The sequence below is a fragment of the Chitinophaga japonensis genome (genome assembly GCF_007830125.1).
GTDB lineage: Bacteria > Bacteroidota > Bacteroidia > Chitinophagales > Chitinophagaceae > Chitinophaga > Chitinophaga japonensis.
Genome location: NZ_VLLG01000003.1, coordinates 1,332,420 through 1,351,450, shown reverse-complemented (window position 1 = coordinate 1,351,450; position 19,031 = coordinate 1,332,420). Strand labels below are relative to the sequence as shown.

Below are 19,031 nucleotides of genomic sequence, written 5' to 3'. Positions count from 1 at the left end.
AACCGATCCGCCGGCTGGCGGAGAGGTTCCATGAGGCCTTTGAAAAAAAATATTGACGAATGAAAAAGATAGGGTTACTTTTCGGTCAGGAAACTATTTTCCCCCATGCGCTCATTGACCGGATCAATCAGCAAAAAGTACGCGGCCTCAGCGCAGCCGCCGTGGTGATCGACAAAGTGATACAGGGCGAAGCCACCGCTTACACGGTCATACTGGACCGTATTTCCCACCATGTGCCCTTTTACCGCTCCTGGTTAAAACATGCGGCCCTTCATGGTACGGCCGTGCTGAACAACCCCTTCTGGTGGAGCGCAGATGAAAAGCTGGTGAACAACGAGCTGGCCCTCAGGACCGGCGTGGCCGTGCCCAAAACCGCGCTGCTCCCCAGCCACACGCATCCCACGCATACTACCTCCGACAGTTTCCGCAACCTGGCCTATCCCCTGGACTGGGACAGTATTTTTGCCCATACCGGCTTCCCGGCCTACCTCAAGCCACTGGCGGATGGCGGCTGGCATAACGTATACCGGGTACGGGACCGGGAGGAATGCCTGGCCCGGCACGCGGAAACCGGCCAGCAGGTGATGCTGCTGCAGGAAGAGATCCCCTTTGAAGCCTACTACCGCTGCTACTGCATCGGCAACGAAGTGCGCATCATGCCCTATGATCCGCGCCGGCTGCACCACCACCGGTATGAAGCGGACTTTCACCCGGATGCCGCCCTGCAGCAAACCCTCAGGGAACAGGCCCTCCGCCTGCACCATTACCTGGGCTATGATTTTAACAGCATTGAAATGGCCGTGCATAACGGGCAGCCCTATGCGATCGACTTCTTCAATCCCGCCCCTGACGCAGATCCGCACGTGATCGGCGAAGCGCATTTTGAATGGGTGGTGGACACCAGCGCCCGTTACCTCATTGAAAAAGCCCGCGCGCACAGGAAAGGTGCCGGCAACCTGACCTGGGGAGGTTTCCTGCAGCAGGCAGCGGCGCCCGCACCCAAGCCCGCCCGCATAAAGGCCAACACCGGGAAGGCAAAAGCGCCTAAAAAAGCAAAATCCTGATGTACTTTTACACGTACATTTAATTGATCGGTATGTTCCAGCATTTTACGGTGGGTATAGAAGAAGAGTACATGGTGATAGACCCCCAGACCCGGGAGCTGCGCTCGCATGAGCAAAAGATCGTTGAACAGGCGCATAAAGTGATGCACGACAAGGTAAAGGCCGAATTTCACCAGGCCGTAGTGGAAGTAGGCACACAGGTATGCGCCAACGTGGAGGAAGCCCGCGCGGACGTAGCCCTGCTGCGGCGCACCATTGCAGCAATAGCGGGGGAACTGGGATACAGCATCGGCGCTTCCGGCACCCACCCGTTTTCCAAATGGGAGCTGCAGCTCATTACGGACCATCCGCGCTATTTTGAGATCGTGAATGAAATGCAGGACGCCGCCCGCTCCAACCTCATCTTCGGCCTGCATGTGCATGTAGGCATGGAGAACCGCAATATGGCCCTGCACATTGCCAATTCCGTGCGGTATTTCCTGCCCCATATCTTTGCCCTCAGCACCAACTCCCCTTTCTGGGAAGGCCGCAATACCGGCTTCAAATCGTTCCGCACCAAGGTGTTCGACAAATTTCCACGCACCGGCATACCGGACTACTTTGGAAGCATCGAAGAATACGACAATTACATCAACCTGCTGATCAAGACCAACTGTATAGACAATGCCAAGAAGATCTGGTGGGACCTGCGGGTGCATCCCTTCTTTAACACCGTAGAGTTCCGCATCTGCGACGTGCCCCTCACCGTTGATGAAACGGCTGCGCTGGCCGCACTTTTCCAGGCCGTATGCGCCAAAATATACAAGCTGCGGGCACAGAACCTGAACTTCATCATCTATAACCGCGCCCTCGTCAATGAAAACAAATGGCGGGCTTCCCGCTATGGCATTGACGGGCTGCTGATAGATTTCGGCAAGGAAACCGAGGTGAACACCCGCGCATTGATCCGTGAGCTGCTGGACTTCGTGGATGATGTGGTAGACGACCTGGGCTCCCGCCCTTTTATTGATCACGCCGCCCGCATGCTGGACGAAGGCACCGGGGCGGACAAGCAGCTCCGCATTTACGAAGAGACCCGCGACCTCGTAGCCGTAACCGACTTTATTCAGTCGCAGTTCCTGCTGGATACATGATGCAGAAAATTCATATTTCTTACCTTTGCACCATGAAGCAGGCAATAAAGCAACACTGGAAAGTAGCGGTGCTGGACATGTACGAGGGGGTGCCCAACGAAGGCATGCGCTGCATCCGGGAAATACTGCGGAACTATGGCGCTGCCCACGGGCTGCAACTGGAAGTACAGGAGTACGAAGTGCGGCAGCAGCAACTGGTACCGGACCTTTCTTACGACATCTACCTGTCCACCGGCGGACCAGGCAGCCCGCTGGAAAGCGAGGGCAGCCGGTGGGAGGAAGCCTACTTCGGCTTTGTGCAGGCCCTGCTGGAATGGAACGAAAGGGAGGCTGCGAAAAAGCCCATGCTTTTCATCTGCCACTCTTTCCAGTTAATGTGCCGTTACTTCGGGCTGGGCACCGTATGTGAGCGGAAATCGCCGGCATTTGGCGTTTTCCCCGTGCACCGAACCGGGGAAGGGCAGGCAGAGGACACTTTCCGGTACCTGCCGGACCCCTTCTATATCGTGGACAGCCGCCAGTGGCAAGTAATAGCGCCGCAGCCCGAAAGGCTGGAAGCGCTGGGGGCGGAGGTGCTGGCCATTGAAAAAGAACGTCCGCATGTGCCGCTGGAAAGAGCGGTGATGGCTATACGCTTCAACGAGCATTTCCTGGGCGCCCAGTTCCACCCCGAAGCCGATGCCGCCGGCATGCACAAATACCTGCAGCAGGAAGAAAAGAAACACCATGTGATCTCCCGCTACGGGGAAGAGAAATATACCAGCATACTGGAGCAGCTTGCAGACCCGGAAAAGATCATGCTGACGCACCAGCAGTTCATCCCTACATTCCTGGATGATGTGATATTCGGCAGCTAAACACAATAACTATGGTTCCCGCACTGCGTACTCTTTATAATGAGCGCTTCACCAACGGTAAATACCAGGCCTTCCTGGACAGCCTGGCCAGGGAAGCCGGCGAAGCGCCCGCCTTCCGCGTAGCGGAAACGCCGGTATTTGTGCCCGCCGCGCTCACCAGCAAGCTGGTGCAGGCCTGCGAGGAGATCGTGGAGGTGATCCTGCAGCCCGACTTCAAAACACTGACGCAGGATGCGATCCCCCCTGCGCTGAAAGTGCCGGGAGAGAACGACCATCCCCATTTCCTGATCATCGACTTTGCCGTATGCCGGCAGGAGAACGGCGAGCTGGCGCCCCAGTTGATAGAGCTGCAGGGCTTTCCCTCCCTGTTTGCCTTCCAGGAGCTGATGGCGCGGCAGTACCGCACGCATTTCGATATTCCCCCCACCGTAGATAATTTCTTTAACGGGCTGGATGGCGACAGCTACTTTTCTCTGCTGCAGGAGCTGATCATCGGCAACCATGATCCCCGGGAAGTGGTATTGCTGGAAGTAGCCCCGCACCAGCAGAAAACCCGGGTAGACTTTTACTGCACACAAAAACGGCTGGGCATTGCACCGGTATGCATCACGGAACTGGCCCAGGAAGGCGCGCAACTTTATTACCGGCACGAAGGACAGCAAACCAGGATCAGGCGTATATATAACCGCGTTATCTTTGACGACCTGGTAAAGCAGCACGCCCTGCCGGGAGCATATCCCGATCTTTTCCAGGACCTGGATGTGGAATGGATCACGCATCCCAACTGGTATTACCGTATCAGCAAATACATGCTGCCGATGGTGCACAGCAGCTTCGCCCCCAAAAGCTGGTACCTGCACACCCTGCCGGTGATACCGCAGGACCTGGAGCACTACGTGCTGAAGCCCCTGTTCTCCTATGCCGGGCAGGGCGTGATCATTGATGTAACGGCGGCGGATATAGACCGCCTCAAAGACCCCGAAAACTGGATACTGCAGCACAAGGTGCAGTATGCACCGGTGATCTATACCCCCAGCGGCCCCGCCCACTGCGAAATACGCATGATGTACATCTGGGCGGACGGCAGCCCGCGCCCCCTGCTGGTGCATAACCTGGCCCGCATCAGCAAAGGGCAACTGATAGGCGTAAGCAATAACAACCGCGATACCTGGGTAGGTGGTAGCTGCTGTTTTTTTGAACGCTGAAAGCATAAAGCTAACAGCATAAAGCTGATTGTTGCGAAGATCTACCCGCCAGCTAGCTTTATGCTTTTAGCTTTATGCTTTCAGCTATTATTACTACCTTAACATAAATCCTGTATACCCTTATGTTTGGAAACACTGCCCTGGATGTGGCCATCAGCCTGATCTTCATATTCCTGCTATACAGTCTGCTGGCCTCTATCGTACAGGAGCTGATCGCCCGGGTATTTAACCTCCGCGCGCGCCTGCTCACCAAGGCGCTGCGGCACATTCTTGACAATGACCGGCGCAAGGACCGGCTGGGTTACCTGGGACAGTTCACCTTCTTTACCTGGTTCTACGAACAGGTATGGGGGATTATCTATTTCTTCCTGCCCTTCTTCAACAGCCCGTTCCTAAAACGGTTCTACCAGCATCCCGGTATCAGGTCCCTGCGGGAAAACCGGGCCTCCAGCCGTCCTTCCTACATCAGCCCGAAGCTGTTCTCCCAAACCCTGATGCACCTGCTGCGGGGACCGGCCTATGACAGCACCCGGCATGATGAGGCACAGCTTGTGAAAGAGCACCTGGAGCAGGAACAGTTGCAACTGGGGCCGGAAACCCGGGTGCACCTCATGAACCTGCTGGAAGACGCCAAACGGGACGCACAGCAGTTCCGCATTAAAATAGAACAATGGTTTGATGAAGTAATGGCCAGCACCAGCGGCTGGTATCGCAAGCAAACACAAGTGCTGCTCATCTTCATCGGCTTTCTCATCGCCTGGCAGTTCAACGTGGATGCCATCGCCATTACCCGGATACTGGCGAAGGATAAAAAGGCCCGGGAGCAACTGGTGGCCCTGGCCACCAAGCGTTACGAAGCCTACGGGCAGTACAAGGACGAGCTGAAACGCAGCGAGGTGATCCGCTATGATACCATTGACCTGGGCGACACTACTATTATACGCGCAGATACCGTGAACCAGGTAACGCTGGAAGATGCCGCACTGGACAGCATCTATCACAGCCTCTCCGCCGACGCCGCCGATGTGCAGAACATACTGGGCATCAGCCGCGGGCATTGCCGGGACACGACGGATACCACCTTTATCCGCATCAGGGCAAGGATGGATGCGGCTGCAGGCAAGCTGCTGTCACCGGCAGAACAGGAAAAGTACCGGCAGGCCATGCGTACTACGGCCCAACGCAAGGTGGGCTGTTACACACATCCCTACCAGCAGAACGGCTGGCTGGTATTTGCAGGCTGGCTGATCACGGCCATGGCGCTGTCGCTGGGCGCGCCTTTCTGGTTCGACCTGCTCAACAAGATCGTGCAGGTGAGGGCCACCGGGCCGCAGACCACCACCACGCCGGATAAGTCAAAATCAAAATAACAGTAAACGCATAACGATATGGAACGTACAAATTTCTCTTCCGGCGCGCCCTGGGAGAATAAAGTGGGCTACTCCCGGGCCGTACGGACCGGCAACGTAATAGAGGTATCCGGCACGGTAGCCGCCGACGGTGACAAGGTAAAAGGGGAAGGCGACGCCTACGCGCAAACGAAGCATATACTGGCCCGCATAGAGGCCGTACTGCAGGCAGCCGGCGCCAGCCTGCATGATGTAGTGCGCACCCGCATGTTTGTAACGGATATTTCGAAATGGGAGGAAATAGGCCGGGCGCACGGGGAATTCTTTGCCAGCATTAAGCCGGCCACCACTATGGTGGAAGTGAGCCGCCTGATAGATCCCCGGTTTATGGTGGAGATTGAGGCAACGGCTTATACGAAGTAGGAGGTAAGAGATAGGAAGTAAGAGGTAAGATGAAGGCCAGCATTTTCAGTCCCCTACCCTACTTCATACTTCCTACATCTATCCTCCGATTTTCTCCTGCCACGCCAGCATGCCGCCGGTAAGGTTCTTAACATTTTGAAATCCCATGGTCTCCAGGATCATGGCGGCCTGTCCGCTGCGGTTGCCGCTGCGGCAGTACACGATCACTTCCTTGTCTTTCAGGTCTTCCAACTCATCTACCTGCATGGCCCTGATATCGCCGAGCGGCACCAGCACGCCCCCGATATTGAACTCCTCGTGCTCTTGAGGCTCGCGCACATCCACGATATGCAGCTCTTCTCCTTTATCCATACGCTGCTTCAGTTCTTCAGGTGTTATATTTTCCATGGTGATTATTTTTTATCGAATTTATCAAATTATTCATGACTGGTATCCGGGAAGATGGTATCCCTTACCGGTCTTACAGGTCCCAGCCAAAGGTCCATGCTTTCCCCGGCGCGCACCTTGTTAGGCTCGCCCAGGCTGTTGCGGAGGGCTGGTATCTGCTTGGTCACAAAAGCGTTGGCGGTATCGGTCACGCCGGCGTCTATCAGTACGGTGCCCAGGTTCAGGTTGCTGGCATTGAGGGTTTCCCGGGCTTCCAGGAAAGTAAGTCCCACCAGGTCCGGTACGGGATTTTCCACGTTGCCGGTGCCGCTGCTCAGCACCAGGGTAATGTTGCTGCCTTCCGGTATCATTTTACCGGGCTGGATGGTTTTGCCGCCCAGCAACTGCTGCAGCACGGTGTTGGTGGCAAAGTCCGGCCGGTAAATGGTGTCGCCCACATTCAGGCGGCGGCTGCGCAGGGTCATTTCCGCGCTGCGGTAGGTAAGGCCTTCCAGGTCGGGCATAGCCACCATGGGAGGCACCACCTTATTGATAGTAAGATAAATGGTGCGTCCTACTTTCACATCTGCCCCCGCTTCCGGCTGCTGCTCCCATACGGTGAGGGCCTTCAGGCTGTCCAGGTAGATGGAGTCCCGCACGTCTGCTTCAAAACCGGCTTTCTCCAGCAGCATGATCGCTTCGTTTACATTCTTGCGGCGCACATCGGGCACCTTCAGCGTTTCATTGTGGTGGGTGATCACCCCCAGCAATGCAAAGAACAGGATGCCCAATACCATCATTAGTCCAATGGCTACTAACAGGTTAAATTTAAAAGAGCGTCTGGTAATGAATTCGAACACGATTTTATTATTTTTTATTTATGAGCGCTTTCGGCTTTTTGCCGGATGCACTCTTCAATTAGCATGCCGTAAACTTCCTGCTGCGTGCGGCCGGAGGCCCGGATCTGCTGCGGCACCAGGCTGTTCTCGGACTGGCCGGGCATGGTATTCACCTCCAGGAAGAACAGTTTGCCGCTGGCTTCCTCCCAGATGAAGTCAATGCGCGCCAGCCCCTTGCAATTCAGCTTGTCATACAGGGTAGCGGCGGTTTCCTGCACCCGTTGCGTGATCTCGTCCGGTACCGGCGCCGGCGTAATTTCCTGCGAAACGCCGGGGGTGTACTTGGCCTCGTAGTCAAAAAACTCTTTGCTGCTCACCACTTCCGTAATTGGCAGCACGGTAATGGCGCCATTCACTTTATACAGGCCGCAGGTCAGCTCCCGGCCTTTGATGAACTCCTCTATCAGCACCTGGCTATCTTCCCTGAAAGCCTTGTCAATAGCCGGCTGCAGCTCCTCCGGCTGGTTCACCTTGGACATGCCGATGCTGCTGCCCCCTTCCGCCGGCTTAACGAACACCGGCAGGCGCAGTTGCTGCAGCAGCGCGCCCACATCATATGGCTGTGTTTTGAACACGTGCACAGACCGGGATACGTTCACCACGTCCAGGGCCGCCACTATCTTGTTGCAATAGCTTTTATTAAAGGTCAGCGCAGAAGTCACCATACCGCAACTGGTATACGGGATGTCCAGCATTTCAAAGTATCCCTGCAGGCGGCCGTCCTCTCCGGGCGTGCCATGGATACCGATGAACACCGCGTCAAAGCGGATCTTTTTCCCGTTGATGGTCAGGGAAAAATCGTTCTTGTCCACCTCCACCGGAACGCCGTCTGCACCGGTATGGGTCCAGCCCTCCCTGGTGATCACGATCTTGTACACATCGTAGCGGGAACTGTCCAAGTGCTTTTCTATCACGGCGGCACTCTGAACGGATATCACATATTCGCCGGAGTATCCGCCGGCCACCAAAGCGATCTGCTGCTTGTACATAAGTTATTTTCCTATAAGCGGGTAAAGATAAAAGAAAAAACCCTTATTTCCCCAAACCTTCGTTGCCCGTATCCAACACGAACCGCCAGTTGCCCGCGCCGTCCTTTTTCCAGATAGTAACGTAGGTGCCCCGGATGGTAGTGTCCCGGGCGGCAAAAGTATAGGTGCCATAGGTGTAGCCCAGGTCTGCGGAGGCGGCTACGGCGGCAAAGGAGGGCTCCCACGTAAGCGTCACCCCGCTGTCGTTCATATGCTCTATGAACTGCAGGGCTTCGCGGCCTATAATGGGGTAATGATGGTCCCGCAGCAGTACAGTCGTACTGTCTGCATAAGCCAGGAACGCATAACGGAAACCTTTTGCCTGCGACAGGCCTGAAAAAGCGGTATCGGCCCTGAGCACGGCCTGACGGGCATCTTCCCGGTCCGGAGTAACGGGTGTATTGCAGGCCCATACAGCGGGCAGCAGCACCAATAGAAACAAAAAAGATCGTTGCATCATCCCGGCGAATATAAACGAAAAAGGGGAAAAGGGAGAAGGGGAAAAGGGAGAAGGGAGAAGGGAAAAGGGAGAAGGGAAAAGGGAGAAGGGAGAAGGGAGAAGGGAAAAGGGAAAAGGGAGAAGGGGAAAAGGGAGAAGGGAGAAGGGAAAAGGGAGAAGGGAAAAGGGAGAAGGGAAAAAGGAGAAGGGCGCCAGGCAATCCCTTTTCCTTTTTCCCTCCTCCCTTCTCCTTTTTTAATTTAAGCTTCCTATCAGGTTGTTAAATATGCAATCTTTCTTTCTTTGCCAGGAGCTCGTCTACCGTCTCCTGGTACATTTCGTCCGGCACACAGCAGTCTACCGGGCATACAGCGGCGCACTGGGGCTCTTCATGGAATCCCTGGCATTCCGTACATTTATTGGGAACTATATAGTAAGTATCAACGCTGATCGGCGCATTCGCCTGGTCTGCGTCCATAGAAGAACCGTCCATCATCGTATAGGAACCCTTCACCGTAGTACCGTCCGCGATCCGCCATTCCACGCCTCCTTCATAAATGGCATTGTTGGGGCACTCCGGCTCGCAGGCGCCACAATTAATACATTCATCGGTTATCTTAATTGCCATAGTATAAACTTTTTGTTTAAGTGGTAAGCCATTAATTTTGTTCAACAAAAATAGAATTTCATCCGGAATATTTTTGATTTTTGTCAAAGGCCGGATGGAACGCCGGGCGTTTCCCGGTTAAAGTTTAAACATTTCTTACGGTTTCATGAATAACACAGACAAAGTAGCGGCCCTGGTACGTTTGCGCAAATACCTCGCCAGTGATGATGATACGCTGCAAACGGCCAAACAACAGGCGTATATTACCAACGGCTGGTTTACCCCGGACTCCGTGGATACCGCCATCCGGAACATCTGCCGGTATTACCTGGACGAAACGCTGCTGCACAACTGGCTGGCCGCCTATCCTGCCGCCGGCGCGCAGACGCCCCGCACCGTGGGCATTGTAGCAGCCGGTAATATACCGCTGGTAAGCTTTCATGACTGGCTCTGCGGTTTTGTAAGCGGGCACCGGGTAAAGCTGAAGCTGTCCTCCAAGGACACCGTGCTGATGGAACATATCATCACCAGGATGGGCGAATGGTACCCTGAGCTGGCGCAGCAAACCCTGCCCAGCGAAATGCTGAAGGACTGTGATGCCTATATTGCTACGGGCAGCAATAACTCCGCACGTTACTTTGAGTATTATTTTTCACGCTTCCCGCACATCATCCGCCGCAACCGTACCTCGGCCGCACTGCTTACCGGGGAGGAAACACCGGAGGAGCTGGCTGCGCTGGCGGACGATATCATGCTGTATTTCGGACTGGGCTGCCGCAATGTGACCAAAGTATTGGTGCCGGCCGGTTATGACTTTGCGCCTTTGCTGCAGGCGCTGGAAAAGTACGCGCACCTGATGGAGCACCACAAGTACAGGAACAATTATGACTATAACCTGGCCCTGCTGCTGCTGAACAGCAGCCCGCACCTGACCAATGGCAGCATATTGCTGCAGGAGGCGGACTCCCTCTTCTCCCCCATCAGCGTGCTGCACTACGGCTACTACCAGGATGCTGCTATCGCCGCTGCGGAGCTGCTGGCCCATGAAGAGCTGCAATGCCTGGTGGGCAAAGGGTTTACGCCCTTCGGCCAGGCCCAGCAACCTTCGCTCACGGATTATGCGGACGGTGTGGATACCATGCAGTTCCTGGGCAGCCTGTAGGGCCGACTAACATTCTGGCGGTTTGATTGTTATTCTGACAGGGAAGGGTGCAGACCTGGCAGGTTAGAAAACGCTGTCAGGCATATCTCTTAACTAATCATTTAAATTTCATATAAAAAACTGTTAAAGTGAACAGGCCCCAACCCCATTGATTAAACAGGAGGCTTAAATTTGTATCAAAGGCATGTAAATTGATGATGTACCTGTGACGATGCATGGATATCAAACTTCTAGTCTAATTAACTCTAAATACTTTTTTTATATGAAATTTCGACAAATAGCTGCAACTGTGCTTATTAGTTCGGCAACTGCCTTTGCGAGCATATTTGTTTACAGCAAATATTTTCAGCCCAGGCAGGCAGGTCCCTATCAGAACGGTTCAGAGAACATTCCTGTGAATTACGCGAGCTACATGCCCGGCACGGAGGTAAAGAACATTACCCCTCCTACGGACTTTCAGCAGGCCGCCAAGATGGCGCTGCCCGGTGTCGTGCATATTAAAACAAAGATCAATCCCCGCCAGGTGACCAACAACCTGCAGCGCAGGAGAAGCATCCTGCAGGACCTCTTCGGCGATGATTTCTTTGGCGATGAGTTCCAGGGCGAAGGCGGCGGACGCCGTTATTACATTCCGGGACAGATGGCTTCCGGTTCCGGCGTACTGATCTCCGACGACGGTTATATCGTGACCAACAACCACGTGGTAGACCAGGCGGACGAGATCAACGTGACCCTCAACAACTACAAGAACTACAAGGCCAGGGTAGTGGGCGTGGACCCGAACACCGACCTGGCTGTGATAAAGATCGACGCGCATGACCTGCCCTACCTGCTCTATGGTAACTCCGATGATGTGCAGGTAGGACAATGGGTACTGGCCGTAGGTTACCCGCTGAACCTGGAAACCACTGTAACCGCCGGTATCGTGAGCGCCAAGGCCCGTACCATCGGCATTAACAAACGGAACAGCCGCTCTGCGATAGAATCCTTTATACAAACGGATGCGGCCGTAAACCAGGGTAACAGCGGCGGCGCCCTGATCAACACCGCCGGCGAGCTGATAGGCATTAACTCCGCCATCGCCTCTCCCACCGGCGCCTACGCAGGTTACTCCTACGCCATACCGGTAAACCTGGTAAAGAAAGTAGTGAACGACCTGATGAAATACGGCAACGTGCAGCGGGCTTACCTGGGCATCAACTATATTGATCCCATGGGATTGTCTGACGACGAGCTGCGCGAGCGCGGCATCCGCAGGGATATTGACGGCGTGGTGGTGCAGGGCGTGCCGGCCAGCGGTGCAGCCGCAGCGGCAGGCATCCATAAAGGCGACGTGATCACCAGGATAAACGGCGTAGCCACTCCTTCCATCCCGCAGTTAACGGAGCAACTGGCCCGTTACAAACCCGGCGACAAGATCAGCATCAGCTACATGCGCGGCGACCGGGAATATACAGTGAACAATGTGCTGCTGAAGAACGAGGACGGCACCACCGACATTATTAAAGTAAGCATACTGGATAAGCTGGGCGCGGACCTGGTAACACTGCAGAAAAGCGATGCAGCGCGCCTGGGCATACAGGGAGGCGTATACGTAAACAATGTAGGCAGCGGCCTGCTGAAAAAACAGACCAACATGAAGTCCGGCTTCGTGATCCTGAAAGCGGGCGGGAAGACCATCACCAGCGTAGACCAACTGAAGCAGCTACTGCTGAAGCAAAGCAAGGTACAGTTGGAAGGCATCTACCCGGATTACAGGGGCGTCTACTATTACAACATTGACATGAACGGAGGCAGCGAGGAATTTTAGTGGAGGATATATATAAAAGCACAAGTAAAAAAAGCGAAGCTGACAGCTTCGCTTTTTTTATGGTATGACCTGTATTATTTTAATAACGGCTTAGAGATTGATCACTCCTTTCAACTGGGCAAAGAATTCATCTTTCTTGCGGGAGGAGATCGGGATATTCTTCTGGTCGCTCATTACCACGGCAGTGCCCAGGCCCTTGATGATCTTCACAATGTGGTGAATGTTGATCAGGAATGACTTGTGCACCCGGTAAAATCCTTTATCGGAAAGCATTTCCTCGTATTCCTTCAGGGATTTGGATATCAGGTGCGATACATTGTTGATCAACTGTATCTTGGTATAGCTGTCAAACGCTTCGCAGTAAATAATGTCCTTCAGGTCTATCACATTGTATCCGTCGTTTACGGGGATCACGATCTTGGAGAAGGCGTTGTCATTGTTCTTCACATAGTCCTTCAGGATGGACGCCAGTTCGTTGAGCCGGCCTTTCTTGCTTTTCTTTACCTTTTCCAGCGCATCTTCCACCTCGCTCACCTTGATGGGTTTCAGCAGGTAGTCCAGCGCTGCAAATTTGATCGCCTGCAGGGCATACTCCTGGAAGGCGGTAATAAAGATCACCTCGAAATTGAGCACCGGAAACATTTCCAGCAACTGGAAGCCGTTATGCGGGGGCATTTCAATGTCCAGAAACAATACGTCGATGGGGTTGTTCTTGATCATTTCTGCGGCCTCGTGTATATTCTGTGCTTCCCCCACCACTGTAACATCCTTACAGTAATTCTCTAAAATATTTCGCAAAATATGGATGTTGCGGACTTCATCGTCTACAATCGCAGCTTTTATAATACTCATAACATCTTAACAATGGGAATCAGAATTTCTACCAGGGTACCTTCCTTGTTGCCAAACCCAGACTTAAATTTATCAATTATTTCTAACTTTCCAACACTTCCATTAAAAGATTTTATAATCTGCAAGCGCTCCCGGATAACGCTCAGCGCAGTGGACTCGTGCTTTACCAGGCGCCCCGTCTTGATGCTGTTGGAGTGTTCCCAGCCAATACCATCATCGTCCACGGAGCAATACAGCAGGTCGTCCACCATTTCCAGCTTTATCTCCAGGTGCCCGGCGCTGTTCTTGGGCGCCAGCCCGTGCTTGATCGCATTCTCTACAATCGGTTGTATGATCATGGGAGGGATATATATGGTATAATCCTTCAGCTCTGCCTCCATGCTGAAATGGTAGGTAAAGCTATGGGCAAACCGGATCTTCTCCAGCTCCAGGTAACGGGTCAGGAAGGCGGTTTCCTCCTCCAGGGAGATGTGGGATTTACGGGAATTATTCAGCATTTGCCGCATCAGGGTGGCAAAGTCCGCCAGGAAATTGAGCGCCTGCTTCTCCTCCTTTTCCAGTATCAGGTGCTGAACGGAATTCAGGGAGTTGAAAATGAAATGCGGGTTCATCTGGTTAGTGAGCGCCTTGGCCTCCAGCTCCGCAATGCGGCGGTTGTACTCCGTTTTCCGCTTTTCCCCCTGCTTGATGCGCCGTACAATGTAGCGCAGGATGGCCAGGATACCCAGCAGCCCCAGCAAAATAACAATGCCCCTGGCCCACCATTGCTGGTACCATTGCGGCAGTATGCTGATGGAAATGGTCACCGGCTGGCTCCAGTCGCTTTTAAACTTGCGCGCCCGCAACAGCAGCTTGTAGGCCCCCGGCTGCAGGTCCGGAAAGGGAATGATATTGCTCATGGTGGTGGTCCACCCGCTGGAGGTATCGCTGGCAAAATTGTACTGGTACTCTACCAGGTCCGGCAGGTCAAAGGCAATGGCGCCAAATTCCACCTCGAAGGAGGCCTTGCGCTTGTACAGGTGCACAAAGGTGGTGCTGGGCAGGTAGGTGCTGTCGCCATACCGGATGGCATTGATGTACACGGTAGGCGGCACCGTATCTACCGGCAGGTTATGATCCTGGAAATAGCACAGGCCGTTGGAGGTGGCTACATACAGCCAGCCCTGCTGGTAATATACGCCCCGGATATCATCGGACATCAGGCCATCATTGGAGGTGATGTTCCGCGTAACGGTCATCTCCTTCACGTCAATAATGGACATGCCCCGGTTGGTAGCCACGTACAGGCGGCCGATGCCATCGTAGTACAATTGCTGGCAGATATCGCTGGCCAGGTTGTTAGCTGTAGTAATGTGTTTTTGCACCTTATTGGAGCGCATCACGTAAATGCCCTGGTCGCTGGTGCCTACCCACAAATACCCGTTGATCCATTTCAGGTCCTTAATGCTCTGGCGCAGACGCTCGTCCTGGCCAAAGGCGGGGTGGATGGTCCTCGTCTGGTCCGCACCGTAGTACAGCCCGTCATTGGTTCCCAGGTAGTAGGAAGTATCGTCCCGGCTGGCAATGGAGGTGATCAGCGGTTCCTGCAGGCTCACGGTATACCCGTCCAGCAGGGTCACCTGGTTCTTGGTAGCCACCCTTACCTTACCGGAGGGGTCCACATCCACATCTTTCATGTTCTCAAAGCCTTTCAGCTTCTTCACCTGCTGCCTGACCGTGTTGAAGGTGAACAGGCCGTTGTCCGCACCCAGCAGCACTTCATCATTCCGGTATGGCAATATGCTGAAAATGCTGTTGCGGCCGCTGGAGGTGTCCACGTTATGCCGCCGGATGTGGCGGCTGGAATCCATGGTGTTGAGCACGCCGGCATTCTGCCCCACCAGCAGCATCCCCGTCTTCCGGTCGCGCAGCACGCTGAAGATAGAGTGGGAATACAGGCCGTTGGTATTATCCAGGTAATTGAAGTAAAAATTCTTGAAAGGCACGTTGTACACGCCGTCTCCAAAAGTGGTGATCCATATGTTACCATCGCGGTCCTTGAGCAGGGAGGTAATGTAATGGTTGTCCAGCAGTTTGGTTATGTTCCTGCCACCGCGGAAAAAATCCTTGATGAAGAACAGGGCGCGCTGGGTGCCTATCCAGAGGTTATCGTTCTCTATGCAAACGTCGGTGATCTCATTCTTAATGCCCCAGTCGTTCCCGTTAAAGAAGCAGATCGCATCCTTGACCGTATAGGAATACAGCATGTTCCGCATGATAACAACCGGGTTGCCGCGAATACGGGCCACAAAGGTCTCATCATCCAGGGTGTAAGGCGAAACGGGAAACACTTTCTGGTCCGGATTATCGATATCCTTGAAAGAAAGCAGGTGAAATGCGGACTGCAGCGGCTTGTAAATGGTATCGTTGCGCAGGAAAAAAAAGATGTCCGGGTGGGTTTCGCTCAGTTTGTCATAACCGGTCTTTCTCCCGTCATACCCAATCATCTGGTTATTTGTGTTGAGGAAGAAGATATTCTGCGCGCCGTTCTCAAACGCGTATTGCATGTAATGCCCGTGGCTGTTAAACTCCAGGGTAGAATCGTTGCTCTCCGAATGGACCACGTAATTACTGTAATACGACGGCATGCCGTTCAGTGTGAAGAACCAGAGGCGCCCCCTGGAATCGGCGGCCAACTTTATCACATCATTATCGGTCAGTCCATCTTTTTTGGAGTAATTACGGAACCGTCTGCCGTCAAATTTACTGACCCCGGTCGGGGTGGCAAACCAGATAAACCCGTCCTTGTCCTGCACAGCAGTATACACGGTGGCATTGGCCAGGCCATCCTTTACGTTATAATTACGTATCATGAACCCCTGGGCCAGGACCTTTCCCCCTGTGCCACCCAACAGCATCAGCAACACTAACAGCTTATAGCAGGCTCGGTGCATTTCTATTAATTGACTCAGTAAGCGCGCGCAAACAACACTCGCTGGGTGGAGGGCTTGCCGGTAAGGATACAGGCGCCTGCCTCCTGCGGGTTGTTGAGCGGTATACAGCGGATGGTAGCCTTGGTGCGCTCCTTGATCTGCGCTTCCGTTTCTGCGGTGCCATCCCAGTGAGCGGCAATAAAACCGCCTTTTTCATCAAGCAGCTTTTCAAATTCCTCAAAGGTATCGGCCGGCGTAATATGCGCGTCGCGGTAAGCTTTGGCTTTATTGTAAATATGCTGCTGTATCTCTTCCAGCAGGTCCTTGATGCGCGCCGCCAGGCCATCCAGCGACAGGCTCATTTTCTCCCTGGTATCGCGGCGCGCTACTTCCGCTACGTTATTCTCAATATCCCTGGCCCCGATGGCGATGCGCACGGGCACGCCTTTCATTTCATACTCTGCAAATTTCCATCCCGGGCGGGCATTATCCGAATCGTCATATTTCACGGTAATGCCGGCGCGTTTCAGCTCCTGCACAATAGCAGCCGCCTTTTCATTGATCAGCGCCTTCTGCTCCTCATTTTTATAAATGGGCACTATCACCACCTGCAGGGGCGCTATGCGGGGCGGCAGCACCAGGCCGTCGTCGTCGCTGTGCGCCATTACCAGGGCGCCCACCAGCCGGGTAGATACCCCCCAGGAGGTGGCCCACACATATTCAAGCTGGTTTTCCTTATTGGAGAACTGCACATCAAACGCTTTGGCGAAATTCTGTCCCAGGAAGTGGGAAGTGCCGGCCTGCAGCGCTTTGCCGTCCTGCATCAGCGCTTCAATACAGTAGGTGTCCACTGCCCCGGCAAATCTTTCTGCAGGGGATTTTACGCCCTTGATCACGGGCAGCGCCATATAGTTCTCCGCAAAATCGGCGTATACTTCCAGCATGCGGCGGGCTTCTTCTACCGCTTCTTCCGCGGTGGCGTGGGCGGTATGGCCTTCCTGCCACAGGAACTCGGCGGTGCGCAGGAACAGGCGCGTACGCATTTCCCAGCGCACTACGTTGGCCCACTGGTTAATGAGCAGGGGCAGGTCGCGGTAAGAGCGTATCCAGTCCTTGTAGGTGTTCCAGATAATGGTTTCGGAGGTAGGGCGTATGATCAGCTCTTCTTCCAGTTTTGCTTCCGGGTCTACCACTACGCCGCCGCCGTCAGGATCATTTTTGAGCCGGTAGTGGGTCACCACGGCGCATTCCTTGGCAAAGCCCTCCACATGGTCCGCCTCACGGCTCAAAAAGCTCTTGGGAATGAACAAAGGGAAATAGGCGTTCTGATGACCGGTATCCTTGAACATCCTGTCCAGCACATCGCGCATGCCTTCCCATAACGCAAAACCGTAGGGCTTTATTACCATGCATCCTCTTACGGGGGAATAATCTGCCAGACCACCTTTTAGTACCAGGTCGTTATACCATTGTGCATAATCTTCGGAACGGGCCGTAATTTCTTTACTCATTCGTTAAATAAAATTTGTGTTTACTTCGTTTACTGTTTTCGCCTGCCGCAAGGCCATGCCTGCGTTCTCAAAAAGCTCCTGTAACCTTGCATTACCAGGCCTGGCGGCCGCTTGGGCAGCCATTAGCTTTTGGCTTAATTTTTGCTGTAATATTAAAAGGAAAAATCTTACAAACCTACGTGAAAATCAGAAAGGCACAAACTGTTTGCTAAAATAAATAACCAGGGGATCAGGATGTAACATTTGACACAAGATAAGCGTTAAAACATTTAATTTAATATTCCACTAAAATCGAGTAAATTTACTATATAATCAATATTGCCCGAACAAAACCACATACAGATGAGATCTATACTATATACTGCAGCGGGCGCTTTACTGATATTCAGTAGCTGTTCAACTGCCTATCAAACCGCGAGAACCCCGGATGACGTGTATTACTCCCCGCAAACCCAGCGGACCTATGCCAGCTCCGGTAACAACCAGCAGCAGCAGGACCGGACCGCTGTAGCTGCGGCCAGTGAGGAAGAAGGTACCTATGTGACCTATGACGATGAGGAACAGGGGGACTATGCAAAGCGCATAGACCGCTTCAGGAACCCATCCTATACCGGATCTTACTATGACGACGGTTCTCCCAACGTATATGTAAATAATTATTATGGCTTTGGCGGCGGCTACAACCCGTACAGCTACTGGGGCGGCTGGGGAGGCTATCCCTATTACGGCAGCAGCTTCTGGGGCCCTTCCCTCAGCATCAGCCTGGGATGGGGCTGGGGTGGCGGCTATTACAGCCCATGGGCTTACAATCCCTGGTATAGTCACTGGTACACCCCGTACCCGTACTATGCCGGCTACTGGGGTGGTTACTATGGCGGCGGTTACTGGGGTCACTATCCCGGCGGCTATAACTACGTAGCGCCCAGCCGTGGCTACCGCACACGCGGCGGCTTTGCAGGCTCCTCTTATACCGGCAACCGGGTAATCGGCAACAGCAATACCGGCGGCAGAACCGGCAGCTCCAGCGATTACCGGCCCAGGAGAATATTCCGCTCAGAAGGTAACAGCAGCAGCTTCAACGGTGGCAGGAATAGCGGCAGCAACGGCCGTACCTACCAGCCCCGGCGCGTATTCCGGTCCTCTCCCAGCGAGACACCGATCACCCGTCCGGGTAACAGCAACAGCAACGGCAGAAGCTATACGCCGAGAAGGGTGTTCCAGTCATCTCCCTCCAGGGAAATGCGGAGCAGCAGCCCGGCGCCCCAGCGTACCTTCCGCTCAGCCCCCTCCTACTCCCCGCCTTCCAACAGCGGCAGTAGCGGTTCTTCCGGCGGCGGCGGCAGGATACAACGGACAAGAAACAGATAAGGACCTTTCCCGATATCAAGAAATTATACCCTGGCATCAAACACCA

Annotated in this window: 18 protein-coding genes; 10 read left to right on the top strand and 8 right to left on the bottom strand. The window is 53.9% G+C overall.

The window, feature by feature from the left end:
- Positions 1-59: 59 nt before the first annotated feature.
- The 6 genes from LX66_RS14555 (at position 60) to LX66_RS14530 (ending at position 6,031) form a co-directional block, all read left to right on the top strand.
- Complete coding sequence (locus LX66_RS14555) at positions 60-1,064, top strand: ATP-grasp domain-containing protein (RefSeq protein ID WP_145714739.1); 1,005 nt, start codon at positions 60-62, stop codon at positions 1,062-1,064.
- 32 nt (positions 1,065-1,096) lie between these two features.
- Positions 1,097-2,197 carry a carboxylate-amine ligase gene (locus tag LX66_RS14550; protein WP_145714736.1) on the top strand — a complete coding sequence of 367 codons (1,101 nt, stop codon included), beginning with the start codon at positions 1,097-1,099 and terminating at the stop codon, positions 2,195-2,197.
- Positions 2,198-2,229: 32 nt separating this feature from the next.
- Positions 2,230-3,054, top strand: a complete 825-nt coding sequence (locus LX66_RS14545) for a type 1 glutamine amidotransferase (protein WP_145714735.1) — start codon at positions 2,230-2,232, stop codon at positions 3,052-3,054.
- A gap of 11 nt (positions 3,055-3,065) precedes the next feature.
- Complete coding sequence (locus LX66_RS14540; protein ID WP_145714733.1) at positions 3,066-4,259, top strand: circularly permuted type 2 ATP-grasp protein; 1,194 nt, start codon at positions 3,066-3,068, stop codon at positions 4,257-4,259.
- A gap of 122 nt (positions 4,260-4,381) precedes the next feature.
- Entirely contained in the window at positions 4,382-5,629 is a 1,248-nt protein-coding gene (locus LX66_RS14535; protein WP_145714731.1) for a hypothetical protein, read from the top strand.
- 18 nt (positions 5,630-5,647) lie between these two features.
- Positions 5,648-6,031 (top strand): RidA family protein, encoded by a 384-nt coding sequence (locus LX66_RS14530; protein WP_145714729.1) that lies wholly within the window; start codon positions 5,648-5,650, stop codon positions 6,029-6,031.
- Between the two features lie 78 nt (positions 6,032-6,109).
- On the opposite strand, the gene LX66_RS14525 is transcribed toward LX66_RS14530, so the two are convergent.
- From LX66_RS14525 to LX66_RS14510, 4 genes are read right to left on the bottom strand one after another with little or no spacing between them, the layout of a single operon-like run.
- On the bottom strand, positions 6,110-6,418 hold the full coding sequence (locus LX66_RS14525) for a rhodanese-like domain-containing protein (protein WP_145714727.1): 309 nt from the start codon (positions 6,416-6,418) through the stop codon (positions 6,110-6,112).
- A gap of 29 nt (positions 6,419-6,447) precedes the next feature.
- Positions 6,448-7,257, bottom strand: a complete 810-nt coding sequence (locus tag LX66_RS14520; RefSeq protein ID WP_145714725.1) for a PASTA domain-containing protein — start codon at positions 7,255-7,257, stop codon at positions 6,448-6,450.
- A 14-nt stretch (positions 7,258-7,271) separates the two neighbouring features.
- Positions 7,272-8,285 carry a D-alanine--D-alanine ligase gene (locus tag LX66_RS14515; RefSeq protein ID WP_145714723.1) on the bottom strand — a complete coding sequence of 338 codons (1,014 nt, stop codon included), beginning with the start codon at positions 8,283-8,285 and terminating at the stop codon, positions 7,272-7,274.
- Between the two features lie 43 nt (positions 8,286-8,328).
- A complete protein-coding gene (locus LX66_RS14510) occupies positions 8,329-8,784 on the bottom strand; it encodes a nuclear transport factor 2 family protein (RefSeq protein ID WP_145714721.1) in 456 nt (151 codons plus the stop codon).
- On the opposite strand from LX66_RS14510, the gene LX66_RS14505 reads away from it, so the two are divergent.
- A complete protein-coding gene (locus LX66_RS14505; RefSeq protein ID WP_145714719.1) occupies positions 8,776-9,027 on the top strand; it encodes a hypothetical protein in 252 nt (83 codons plus the stop codon). The genes LX66_RS14510 and LX66_RS14505 overlap by 9 nt on opposite strands.
- Before the next feature lie 16 nt (positions 9,028-9,043).
- Here LX66_RS14505 and LX66_RS14500 read toward each other — a convergent pair whose 3' ends face one another.
- Positions 9,044-9,391, bottom strand: coding sequence for a 4Fe-4S dicluster domain-containing protein (locus LX66_RS14500; protein ID WP_145714717.1), 348 nt, complete (start codon positions 9,389-9,391; stop codon positions 9,044-9,046).
- Between the two features lie 145 nt (positions 9,392-9,536).
- On the opposite strand from LX66_RS14500, the gene LX66_RS14495 reads away from it, so the two are divergent.
- Entirely contained in the window at positions 9,537-10,532 is a 996-nt protein-coding gene (locus LX66_RS14495; RefSeq protein WP_145714715.1) for an aldehyde dehydrogenase family protein, read from the top strand.
- Positions 10,533-10,794: 262 nt separating this feature from the next.
- On the top strand, positions 10,795-12,342 hold the full coding sequence (locus LX66_RS14490) for a trypsin-like peptidase domain-containing protein (protein ID WP_145714712.1): 1,548 nt from the start codon (positions 10,795-10,797) through the stop codon (positions 12,340-12,342).
- A gap of 90 nt (positions 12,343-12,432) precedes the next feature.
- On the opposite strand, the gene LX66_RS14485 is transcribed toward LX66_RS14490, so the two are convergent.
- The 3 genes from LX66_RS14485 to proS are packed head-to-tail and all read right to left on the bottom strand — an operon-like array spanning position 12,433 to position 17,617.
- On the bottom strand, positions 12,433-13,194 hold the full coding sequence (locus LX66_RS14485) for a LytR/AlgR family response regulator transcription factor (protein ID WP_145714710.1): 762 nt from the start codon (positions 13,192-13,194) through the stop codon (positions 12,433-12,435).
- Entirely contained in the window at positions 13,191-16,127 is a 2,937-nt protein-coding gene (locus LX66_RS14480) for a sensor histidine kinase (RefSeq protein WP_145714709.1), read from the bottom strand. Before LX66_RS14480 ends, LX66_RS14485 begins: the two co-directional genes overlap by 4 nt.
- Before the next feature lie 14 nt (positions 16,128-16,141).
- Positions 16,142-17,617, bottom strand: a complete 1,476-nt coding sequence (gene proS / locus LX66_RS14475; protein ID WP_145714706.1) for a proline--tRNA ligase — start codon at positions 17,615-17,617, stop codon at positions 16,142-16,144.
- A gap of 342 nt (positions 17,618-17,959) precedes the next feature.
- Here proS and LX66_RS14470 point away from each other — a divergent pair, with 342 nt between their 5' ends.
- The gene (locus tag LX66_RS14470; protein ID WP_145714703.1) at positions 17,960-18,985 is read left to right on the top strand and encodes a hypothetical protein; all 1,026 of its coding nucleotides are present in this window, start codon (positions 17,960-17,962) and stop codon (positions 18,983-18,985) included.
- Positions 18,986-19,031: the final 46 nt, after the last annotated feature.